Origin of the sequence: Pseudomonas agronomica, from assembly GCF_025917275.1 — a bacterium.
Lineage (GTDB): Bacteria > Pseudomonadota > Gammaproteobacteria > Pseudomonadales > Pseudomonadaceae > Aquipseudomonas > Aquipseudomonas agronomica.
This window is the reverse complement of record NZ_JAOSHO010000149.1, coordinates 1-10903: the sequence shown is the minus strand read 5'-3', so window position 1 is coordinate 10903 and position 10903 is coordinate 1. Positions and strand designations below refer to the sequence as shown.

At 61.9% G+C, this 10903-nt stretch carries 10 protein-coding genes; 4 read left to right on the top strand and 6 right to left on the bottom strand.

Annotation, left to right across the window (positions count from 1 at the left end):
• Positions 1-63 precede the first annotated feature (63 nt).
• A complete protein-coding gene (locus OC610_RS13090) occupies positions 64-1137 on the bottom strand; it encodes an alpha/beta fold hydrolase (protein WP_264428201.1) in 1074 nt (357 codons plus the stop codon).
• Between the two features lie 26 nt (positions 1138-1163).
• A complete protein-coding gene (locus OC610_RS13085) occupies positions 1164-1427 on the bottom strand; it encodes a DUF2790 domain-containing protein (protein ID WP_264428199.1) in 264 nt (87 codons plus the stop codon).
• A 236-nt stretch (positions 1428-1663) separates the two neighbouring features.
• Between OC610_RS13085 and OC610_RS13080 the strand changes: the two genes are divergently transcribed.
• Positions 1664-2812: a MalY/PatB family protein gene (locus tag OC610_RS13080; RefSeq protein ID WP_264428198.1), complete on the top strand. Its 1149-nt coding sequence runs from the start codon at positions 1664-1666 to the stop codon at positions 2810-2812.
• A 159-nt stretch (positions 2813-2971) separates the two neighbouring features.
• Here the strand turns inward: OC610_RS13080 and OC610_RS13075 are convergent, their stop codons facing one another.
• A complete protein-coding gene (locus tag OC610_RS13075) occupies positions 2972-3376 on the bottom strand; it encodes a VOC family protein (protein WP_264428196.1) in 405 nt (134 codons plus the stop codon).
• A 187-nt stretch (positions 3377-3563) separates the two neighbouring features.
• Here OC610_RS13075 and OC610_RS13070 point away from each other — a divergent pair, with 187 nt between their 5' ends.
• The gene (locus OC610_RS13070; protein WP_264428195.1) at positions 3564-4421 is read left to right on the top strand and encodes an SDR family oxidoreductase; all 858 of its coding nucleotides are present in this window, start codon (positions 3564-3566) and stop codon (positions 4419-4421) included.
• Between the two features lie 122 nt (positions 4422-4543).
• On the opposite strand, the gene OC610_RS13065 is transcribed toward OC610_RS13070, so the two are convergent.
• Genes OC610_RS13065 through OC610_RS13055 form a run of 3 tightly spaced genes read right to left on the bottom strand, consistent with a single transcriptional unit; the run spans position 4544 to position 6025 of the window.
• The gene (locus OC610_RS13065; RefSeq protein ID WP_030140618.1) at positions 4544-4987 is read right to left on the bottom strand and encodes a DUF421 domain-containing protein; all 444 of its coding nucleotides are present in this window, start codon (positions 4985-4987) and stop codon (positions 4544-4546) included.
• 7 nt (positions 4988-4994) lie between these two features.
• Positions 4995-5513: a hypothetical protein gene (locus OC610_RS13060; RefSeq protein ID WP_264428194.1), complete on the bottom strand. Its 519-nt coding sequence runs from the start codon at positions 5511-5513 to the stop codon at positions 4995-4997.
• Positions 5514-5524: 11 nt separating this feature from the next.
• A complete protein-coding gene (locus tag OC610_RS13055; protein WP_264428193.1) occupies positions 5525-6025 on the bottom strand; it encodes a CinA family protein in 501 nt (166 codons plus the stop codon).
• 167 nt (positions 6026-6192) lie between these two features.
• On the opposite strand from OC610_RS13055, the gene OC610_RS13050 reads away from it, so the two are divergent.
• On the top strand, positions 6193-6804 hold the full coding sequence (locus OC610_RS13050; protein WP_264428192.1) for a Yip1 family protein: 612 nt from the start codon (positions 6193-6195) through the stop codon (positions 6802-6804).
• A 154-nt stretch (positions 6805-6958) separates the two neighbouring features.
• Positions 6959-10903 (top strand): CheR family methyltransferase (locus OC610_RS13045; RefSeq protein WP_264428189.1); only part of this gene is annotated, 3945 nt, incomplete at its 3' end.

Here is a 10903-nt window from a genome sequence, read left to right as displayed (position 1 = left end):
GGCCCGGCGGGAGCAAGCTTGCTCGCCACGGGGACATTTGGGTTGTCAGCTATTGCGGCGACTTCAGAGGTGGTCGGCGTCAATCACAGCCTGGGCGAAGGCCTGCGGTGCTTCTTGCGGCAGGTTATGGCCCACGCCACCGTCGATCAGTCGATATTGGTATTTACCGGTGAAGCGCTTGGCATAGGCGTCTGCCGGTGGATGCGGGGCACCATTGGCGTCGCCCTCAAGCGTGATCGTCGGCACGGCGATGGACGGAAAGGTCGCGAGTTTCTTTTCCAGCCCTGCGTATTTGGCCTCGCCCTTCAGCAGCCCCAGGCGCCAACGATAGTTGTAGATCGAGACAGCCACGTGATCGGGGTTCTGCAAGGCCGCGGCGCTTCGATCGAAGGTCGCGTCGTCAAAGCTCCACTTCGGCGACGCCAGTTTCCAGATCAGCTTGGCGAAGTCATTGGTATTCTTCTCGTAGCCCAGGCGACCACGCTCTGTCGCGAAGTAGAACTGATACCACCATTGCAACTCGGCGGCCGGCGGCAGCGGAGCCTTGCCAGCCTCCTGGCTGCCGATCAGGTAGCCACTCACCGCCACCAGCGCTTTCACACGCTCCGGCCACAATGCGGCGACAATGTCGGCGGTGCGCGCTCCCCAGTCATAGCCGCCGAGCACGGCTTGCTTGATGTTCAGTGCGTCCATGAAATCGATCAAGTCACTGGCCAGCGCCGATGGCTGGCCGTTGCGCAGGGTCTTGGCCGACAGGAAGCGTGTATCGCCGTAGCCCCGGGCATACGGGACCAGCACGCGATAGCCCTTCTCGGCCAGTGCCGGCGCCACATCCGCATAACTGTGGATGTCGTAAGGCCAACCGTGCAGCAAGATCACCACCGGCCCCTCGGCGGGACCGACTTCAGCGTAGGCCACGTCCAGCAGGCCAGCCTTGACATGCTTCAACGGGCCGAACGAGGTGTGGCTGCCCGGGGTGATCGTGCCGACAATGCTCGCGGGGAACTCGGCCGCATTCGCCTGGAACGATGCCAATCCCAAGGCGCCCAGTTGCATCAGCGCGCATGCCAGGACGGTGGGCGCAAACCGGCGACGGCGACGTTGTACGTATTCGGGTTTCGACAAAATAGTGTCCATGGTAGATCTCCTTGATGGCCAACGCCTCAATTGTCCTGGCCGCAGCCCTGGGCAATCGCGCTGTAGTCCAGCGCTCGGATCGCCCCGGTCGAATCCAGGTAGGTCATGCGCGATTCGACGACGCCGCAGCCCGACCCCGCCCCTTGCTTGACCGACAGCACCTTGGCGATGTCCAGGTGGTCGCCGTACATGTAGGTGTGCGGCTTGACGGCGTCCTGGGCGTTGGCTGCCACGGCGCCGAGGCTGAGGATGGCAAACAGGGAAGCGATGCTGAGGTGCTTGACGTTCATGGCGATATCTCCGACGTTTAAGTGAGTACCTGAGGCGGCGTGCGCTGTCTCGATGGGCTCATTTGACGCCGGGGACGTATCTTGGGTGTGTCACCGATGGGCTTGAAGGAATCGTTTCGTGTCTACATAGGGGCTGGATACACAGCGATACATTTGCCTCGGGAGGGCTTCGGTCTTTTCCTGCGGGAAGTTTGCTTTATCATGGCGGCCACCCTTCCCGACCCGATGGAACCACTATGACTTTCGATTTCGACCAGGTGTTCGAGCGCCACGGCACCGGTAGCACCAAGTGGAGCCGCTACCCGGCCGAGGTATTGCCGATGTGGGTAGCCGACATGGACTTCGCCGCGCCGCCGGTCGTCATCGATGCGCTGCGCAAGCGCCTGGAGCATCCGATGCTCGGCTACAGCGTGGCACAGGACAACCTGCGCGCCGCCATCGTCGCCGACCTCTGGAACAAATACACCTGGCGCGTCGAGCCCCAGCAGATCGTGTTCCTGCCGGGGGTCGAGCCGGGCTTCAACATGGCCTTGCACGCGTTGGTGGAGCCACAGCAGAACGTCGTGGTGCAGGTGCCCAATTACCCGCCGCTGCGCAACGCCCCGGGAAATTGGGGCCTGAAGAAGGTTGAGCTTGCGTTCAACCCGCTCAACGGTGAATTCCACACGGACCTGCCCGGATTGAAAGCTGCATTGCACGGCGGTGGTGCGCTGTTGCTGAGCAACCCGCACAACCCGCTGGGCAAGGTGTTCGGTCGCGACGAACTCAAGGCAGTGGCAGATACCTGTATCGAGCAAGACGCCTGGATCATCTCCGATGAAATACATGCCGAGCTGTGCTTCGATGGTCGCAAGCACATCCCCACCGCCACCCTGGGCGCAGAGATTGCCGAACGCACCATCACCCTGATGTCCGCCAGCAAGGCCTTTAACATCGCAGGGCTGAAGACCTCTTTCGCTATCATCCAGAACGCCAAGCTGCGGGAACGGGTCAACGCGGCCAGGGCCGGCATGGTCGACAGCGTCAACGCGCTCGGCCTCGAGGCGACTCGTGCCGCCTACAGCGAAGCGGGTCCGTGGCTGGAGGCGTTGAAAACATATCTGCAAGCCAACCGCGATTACCTGGTCGAAGCCGTAAAAACCCGTCTGCCGGGCATCACCATGACCGTGCCCCAAGGCACCTACCTGGCGTGGCTGGACTGTTCCGAATTGGGGCTGGACGACCCGCAGGGCTTCTTCCTGAAGCAAGCCAAGGTCGGCTTGAGCGCCGGGCTCGATTTCGGCGACGACGCGGGGCAGTTCGTGCGGTTGAACTTCGGCTGTCCACGGGCGCTGCTGGAGGAAGGGATTGCGCGGATGGAGCGCAGCCTGAAATCCCGGGGCTGATCACTGCTACCGCCGACCGTAGGAGCTGCCGAGCGCAGCGAGGCTGCGATCTTTTCGCTGATACTTGAATCTCAAGCGAAAGATCAAAAGATCAAAAGATCGCAGGCTTCGCCAGCTCCTACAAGTTTAGCGGGAGCGAGCAATCACTCAGCGTTTGTGTCAATCATACATATCCGGCGTATGCACAAAGCACAATTTGTTCCCCTCCGGGTCCCGGCAATAGGCGCCGTAATAATCCTTTGAATATTGCGGCCTCGGGCCCGGGGCGCCTTCGTCGAAACCGCCCATGTCCATCGCCATTTTCCAGGCGTCGCGTACGGCTTGCTGTGAATCGGCGGCGAAGCTGACTTGCATGCCATTGCCCCACGTCGCCGGCAGCCCGTTGATGGGCACCTGGACGAACACCTGCGGCCAATGCTTGCCCGGCTGGTGCCAGCCCTCCCCGGGTGGCCCCGAGTCATCCTCGCTCTCCATGCGCACCAACCCCAGGCAGCCAAGCACGGCATCATAGAATGCGACCATTTTCGGCAGGTCCCGCGCGCCAATCTGTATGTGACTGAACATGCTTTTCTCCAGTTGAAACGTTCCTGACATTGGAATATACGGCCCCCACCCACGTTCACCCGAACGTGCCACCAGTCGACGAACCGCCATCGGTCACGCTCATCGACCGGGGTGAAAATCCAACCGAACTCTGCTGAAAATCCCAGAGTCCACCCTCCATCGCAACCACCTGCCATGGAGAACGATTATGGCCGATTACCCAACCCCACCCTTCCCCAAGCAAAGCCAACCTGTACCGGGCAGCCAACAGAAGATGGACCCCTACCCGGACTGCGGCGAACAGAGCTACAAGGGCTCGGGACGCCTGGCAAACAAGATCGCCCTGATCACCGGCGCCGACAGCGGCATCGGGCGTGCCGTGGCGATTGCCTTCGCCCGTGAAGGTGCGGACGTGGCAATTTCTTACCTGAACGAGCATGAGGACGCCAAGGAAACCGCTCGCTGGGTCGAAGAGGCCGGACGCCAATGCCTATTGCTGCCGGGCGATTTGGCCGACAAGGCGCAGTGCCGCAAGGTCGTGGATGAGACCGTGGCGCGCTTCGGACGTATCGACGTCCTCGTCAACAATGCCGCGTTCCAGATGACCCATGAAAGCCTGGAAGAAATTCCCGACGAGGAATGGGTGCGCACGTTCGATATCAACATCACTGCGATGTTCAGGATCTGCCAGGCCGCGGTGCCGCACATGAAGGCTGGGGGTTCGATCATCAACACGACGTCGGTCAACTCCGACATGCCCAAGCCGACGCTGCTGGCCTATGCCACGACCAAGGGCGCCATCGCCAACTTCACCGGCGGCCTGGCGCAGATGCTCGGGCCCAAGGGCATCCGCGTGAACAGCGTCGCGCCAGGGCCGATCTGGACGCCGCTGATCGTCGCCACCATGCCCGAGGAAGAAGTGCAGAATTTCGGTTCCCAGACGCCGCTGGGCCGTCCCGGCCAACCGGTGGAAGTGGCGCCGATCTTCGTGCTGCTGGCGTCGGATGAGTCCAGCTACATTTCGGGCTCGCGGTATGCGGTGACGGGGGGCAAGCCGATCCTGTAAGCACACGCACATCCGTGGCGAGGGAGCTTGCTCCCGCTGGGCTGCGAAGCGGCCCCAACATCTTGCGGTCGCTGCGCAACCGAGCGGGAGCAAGCTCCCTCGCCACAGAAGCGTCCTTCGGATCACTCCTTGGCAATCACCGAGATCTTGCCGTTACGCTCGATGATCGCAAACTTGATCTGGTCCAGGGTCTCGATGCCCTGGCTGGAGCGTGCCGCTTCCATGATGTCTGCCTCGATCAGCCGGGCGTGGCGCATGCGCCCCTCCAGGATGCGCCCGTCCTCGACGATGATGGTCGGACCGCCGTCGATCAGCCGGGACACCCAGTCGGAGCGCAGCTTGAGCAGTGAAAAGCCGACGTCGATGGCGATCAGCGTGACGATGACCATGAACGAGTTGGTCATCGAAAAGTCATCCCCCAGCAGCGCCTGCTGGGTCGCCTCGCCAATGATCATCAACAGCACGAAATCGAAGGTGGTGATTTCCGCCAGCGAACGACGCCCGGCGATCTTGAACAGCACCATCAATACCGCGTACATCGCGGCGGCGCGCAGTACCGAATCCATACGTCACCTAAGGAAAGATGAATTGATTGAACGTCACCACCGCGCCATGGGACGTGGCGATGCGGGTTTGATAGGTGCCAAGGCCTTCGCCTAGCAATGACAGGTGCAGGTTGGCCTGCCCCTCGCCATCCGCCTGCAGCCAGACTTTCATGCCCGGTCCCGCAGCCGCCGAGCGCATGGGCTGCGGCTGCACGCTCTGCACGTCGAACCCTTCCAGCCAGTCGCCCCCGAGTTCCACCTCCAGCACGGCGCCAGGCGCGCCCTTCAGGCGAATGATCATCGGATTGGTCGAGCCGTTGCGGTGGAATTTCTCGTACTCGACACCAATGCTGCCGTCGGCGCTGTGCATTACACGGCTACTCAGCGGGCCACGGGAAAACAACCCGAGCAGGGTCAGGAGCACCAGCAGCACCAGCACATACCAACCCACCCGCTCGAAACGCCAGACCTTGTGCTGGAACGCCATGTCCTCGCGCACCGGGAACTCGCGGCTACGGTGGTCGTCCTGGTCGTATTCGTCGGTCATGACGGTCCTCCCTATCGACGATCGCCCGCCAAAGCGCGCTGGTGATACCCCGGTATCTGCCGCAAGGCGTACTCACTGGACAGCCGTTGCACCTGGCGCCGGTCACCAAAGAAGCGTTCGCGGCGACTGAACAGCGCGCGCTGCCCGTTGACCTCGAACGCCCAGGCAAAACACACCGTGCCGGCGGGAATACCGTCCTTGTCGTCCGGCCCGAGCAGGCCGGTGGTGGCGACCGCGACGTTGGCGTTGGCGTCGCGCAGGGCACCGAGGGCCATTTCCTCGGCGACTTCGCGGCTGGTCAGGTTGAAGGTGTCGATGGTTCGTGGCTTGACCCCGAGCAGGCGCTGCTTGGCTTCGGGGGAATAGACCACATAGCCGCTTTCGATCAGCGAACCGCTGCCCGGCACTTCGGCCAGCAGTGTGACGATCAGCCCTGCGGTGCAGGACTCGGCGGTGGTCAGGCGCAACTCATGTTCGCGCATGTACTCGATCAGGGAACGGGCAACAGTCATGGCATACAGTCCTTCATGGATGCTGATGGGTTGACCCCCGCCGTTTCGAATCATTCCCTTTATCGCGCCGTCGCCCGGACCGGCCAAATAAATGAAACCCCTGGCCAATCCTGTACCTCATAACCGTATGAGCCTCATGCAGAGGCTGTCCTGATCAGGAGGTCGTCATGTCTGTGCTTTTCGTCAAACTGTTCACCCATCCCGAATTCGCCTGGGGGGACATCCGCGAGCAGGAACAGGCTCATCCCCACCATTACCTGGCCCACCTGCTGTTGCTCGCGTTGATCCCGGCGGTGTGCCTGTTCATTGGCACCACCTGGACCGGTTGGAGCCTGGCCGAGAACGAAACCGTGCGACTCAGCCACGCCAGCGCGCTACAGCTATGCGTGCTGATGTACGTGACCATCGTGGTCGGCGTGTCGCTGATGGGGCTGTTCATCCGCTGGATGTCGCGCACCTTCGAAGCCCGGCCTACGCTCAACCAATGCGTCGGTTTCGCCGCCTACACCGCTACCCCGTACTTCCTGGCCGGGATCTTCGGCGTGTACCCCAGCCGCTGGCTGGCGGTGGCGGTCCTGCTGGCCGCTTCGGTCTACTCGACGTTCCTGCTGTTCGTCGGCTTGCCCAGGTTCATGGGCTTGAAGAAGGAACAGGGCCTGCTGTATTCGGCCAGCGTCTGGGGCGTGGGTTTGCTGGTGCTGGTCACGATCCTGGTGGAAATGATCCTGCTGTGGTTCAACTATCTGCAGCCGGAATACCTGCGGGTTCCGGTAGGCTGAATGGCTTTTGAAGGTTCACAATGTGGGTGGCGGCGGCGTAGCGAAGCGTGAGTTTTCGCAATCTTCGCGTAACCCGACTATCCTGCGACTTTTTGCATCCTGAATCGAGTCGGCAGCGCCGGACCGCCCCGCCGCCCTTTAAGGCCTAACTTATATGTCATCTCCAAGCAAACGCTCTCCCAACGTGCCACAGCGACGAGAGCTGAGCCCCAGCAGCCTGGATTTCGCCGTGGTCGGAATCGGTGCTTCCGCGGGCGGGCTACAGGCCATAAAGCAGTTTTTCGAGCACATGCCCAAGGACAACGGCATGGCGTTCGTGATCGTTTTGCACCTTTCTCCTGATCATCAGAGCATTGCCGACAAGATCATCCAGGAATCCACCAAGATGCCTGTTTTGCAGGTCACCGAGACGGTGCCGATTCAAAAGAACTATGTCTATGTGATCTCCCCTGCTCACCACTTGTCGATGAACGACGGTTATTTGAACGTCACCCCAGCTGAGCCGCGCCTGGGCGGGCACGTAGCCATCGACTTGTTTTTCCGCGACCTGGCCGATGTGCACAAGGACCGGGCATTTTGCCTGGTACTGTCAGGCACCGGCTCCGACGGCGCGGTGGGCCTGTCGCGCATCAAGGAACAGGGCGGCGTGACCATCGCCCAGTCGCCCCAGGATGCCGAGTTCGACGGCATGCCCCAAGCCGCCATCGACACCCAGATGGTCGACCTGGTGCTGCCCGTCGTCGAGATACCGCAAAAGCTCCTGGAGCTCTGGCGCAACTCCCAGACGATCCGCCTGCCGACGGCCAATGATCCGGAGATAAAAACCCAGCCACCGGCGTCGGAACGCGAAGCCGTCGCCGCCGAGCAATCGTTGCACGACATCCTGGTGCAGCTGCGGGCCGGTACAGGCCATGACTTCAAGCATTACAAGCGCGCCACCGTGCTGCGGCGCATCGAACGGCGCATGCAAGTCACTGCCCAACCGGACCTTGGCGCCTACTACAGCTACCTGCAGAATCATCCGGAAGAAACCAAGGCACTGCTCGGCGACCTGCTGATCGGCGTGACCAACTTCTTCCGTGATCGCGAGGCCTTCGAAGCCCTGGAGCGCGACGTACTGCCCAATCTGCTCAAGCCGGTGGAACCGGGCAGCGTGCCACCGGAGGAAATCCGGGTCTGGTCGGCCGGTTGTTCCACGGGTGAAGAGGCCTACACCCTGGCCATGTTGATCAGCGATCAACTGCAACACGACGCCAGCAACGCCAAGCTGCAGATATTCGCCACCGACATCGATGAACGGGCCATTACCGTAGGCCGCAATGGCGCCTACCCGGAAGCGATCATCACCGACGTCCCGCCCACCCGCCTGCGCCAGTACTTCATCAAGGAAGGCGCGACCTTCCGGGTGCGCAAGGAAGTCCGCGAACGGGTGCTGTTCGCCAAGCACAGCCTGCTGTCGGACCCGCCCTTCTCTCAGATTGACCTGATCGTCTGCCGCAACCTGCTGATCTACCTCGACCGCGAGGTGCAGCGCGAAATCCTGCAAATGTTCCACTTTGCCCTGCGACCGGGCGGCTACCTGTTCCTCGGTTCTTCCGAATCCGCCGATGCCTGCAGCGAACTGTTCAGTCCGGTGGACAAGCGCAACCGGATCTTCCGGGCCAAATACGGCACGGCCAGCAGCCGACGCACCCCGACCATGCCCCGTGGCGGCTACGTACGCAGCACCTCGACGCTGGTCGCACCGCAGATCGCCGTGCCGCGCAAGGTCTCGTTCGCCGATATCCACCTGCGCGCCATCGAACAGGCCGCGCCACCGAGCATCATCGTCGACAGCAACGGCGACATCCTGCACATGATCGAAAGCGCCGGCCGCTACCTGCGCCATGTTGGCGGCGAGATGTCGCGCAACCTGCTGACGCTGATCAATCCGCAACTGCGCCTGGAAATCCGCACCGCGCTGTTCCAGGTCAACCAGAACGGCCAGCCGGTCAAGTCGCGCCAGGTCAACATGGAGCGCGATGGGCGACGTTTCCTGGTGGACCTGCTGGTCCAGCCGTATCGCGACGACCAGTCCGACGGCGAGTTCGTGCTCGTGGTGTTCGAAGAGGAAGAAGTCGACCCCAGCCAACAGGCCACTGCCATCACCAGCCAGACCGAAAACCAGGTCCTGGCCAATCTGGAGCGCGAGCTGCAGCGGACCAAGTTGCACCTGCAAGACACCATTGAGCAAGCCGAAGTCTCCAGCGAGGAGCTCAAGGCGTCCAACGAAGAAATGCAGGCCATCAACGAGGAACTGCGCTCCGCCACCGAAGAACTGGAGACCAGCAAGGAAGAGCTACAGTCGATCAACGAAGAACTGCTGACGGTCAATTACGAGCTCAAGACCAAGGTTGAAGAAACCGACAAGATCAACGATTACCTCACCAACCTGATCGCCTCCACCGACATCGCCACGGTGTTCATCGACCGCAGCATGCGCATCAAGTGGTTCACGCCTCGGGCCACGGAAATCTTCAGCATGCTTCCGGTGGACACCGGGCGTTCGCTGCTGGACATCACCCATCGCCTGGATTACCCCGACATGGCGGCGGACGCGACCCAGGTGTTCGAATCCCTGAACATGATCGAGCGCGAAGTCAGCAGCAGCGACGCTCGCTGGTACATCGCCCGGCTGCTGCCGTACCGCTCCAGCGAGGACCATATCGACGGCACGGTGCTGACCTTCATCGACATCACCAAGCGCCGGGCAGCCGAGGAAGAGCTGCGCTTGGGGGAGGAGCGCATGCGCCTGGTGGCCGAAAGCACCCGGGACTACGCGATCATCCTGCTGGATGAACATGGCGTGATCACCAGTTGGAATACCGGGGCGGAGCTGATCTTCGGCCACACCAAGGCGGAAGCGGAAGGCAGTTACTACGACTTTGTCTTTACACCGGAAGACCGTGCCATCGGCGTTCCCGAAACGGAATTGAGCACCGCTCGGACCAGCGGCCGTTGCGAAGATGAGCGGTGGCACCAGCGCAAGGACGGCAGCCGCTTCTTCTGCAGCGGCGAGGTCACGCTGCTCAGCGGCGATTATTTGCAGGGTTACGTAAAGATCGCCCGTGACCTCACCGGCCACAAGCGCCTGCACGAGGAACAGACCCAACGGCTGATGGAAACCCAGAACTCCAGCCATCTGAAGGATGAGTTCTTCGCCGTCATGTCCCATGAGCTCAAGCACCCGTTGAACCTGATCCAGCTGAACGCCGAGCTGCTGCGACGCCTGCCGGTGACCAAGACCGTCACCGCGGCGGCCCGGGCCGTCAATACCATTTGCGACGCGGTCAACAGCCAGGCGCGCATCATCGATGACCTGCTGGACGTGGCCCGTGTCCGCACCGGCAAGCTCAAGCTCAAGCGCCAGCCGGTAGACCTGGCCCGCGTGCTGCAAGACATCTACACCGTGGTGATCAACGACAACCACCCGAATAAGGTCACCCTGGAGCTGCCTGAAGGCTCCAGTGGCGAGCTGATCGTCAACGCCGACCCGACCCGGCTGGAGCAGATCATCTGGAACCTGGTGAACAACGCGCTGAAGTTCACCCCTAACGGTGGCCGGGTGCAACTGGTCGCCAGCCACGATGACCATACGGCGCGCCTGGATGTAAAGGATTCTGGCGTGGGTATCGCCGCAGAGCATTTGAACGAAGTGTTCGACCTGTTCGGCCAAGCCGAGACCCAGCACGCCACCCACCAGCGCGAAGGCCTGGGGATTGGCCTGTCACTCGTCCGGCAATTGACCGAAGCCCACGGTGGCAGTGTCGAGGTCAAGTCCGAAGGGTTGGGCAAAGGCTGCACCTTCACCATTCGCCTGCCGCTGAGCAATGCCACGATCGAGCCTAAATCGCAGTCCTGCGACGATCAGCCCGGGCGCCTGGGCGGTTTGACGATCCTGTTGGTGGACGACTCGCCGGACGTACTCGACACCCTCAAGCTGCTGCTGGAGATGGAAGACGCCATCGTGGTTGCCTTCGACCAGCCGCTGCAAGCGCTGGAAGCCGCCAAGGACGGCCGTTTCGACGTGGTGATCTCGGACTTGGGCATGCCCGTGATG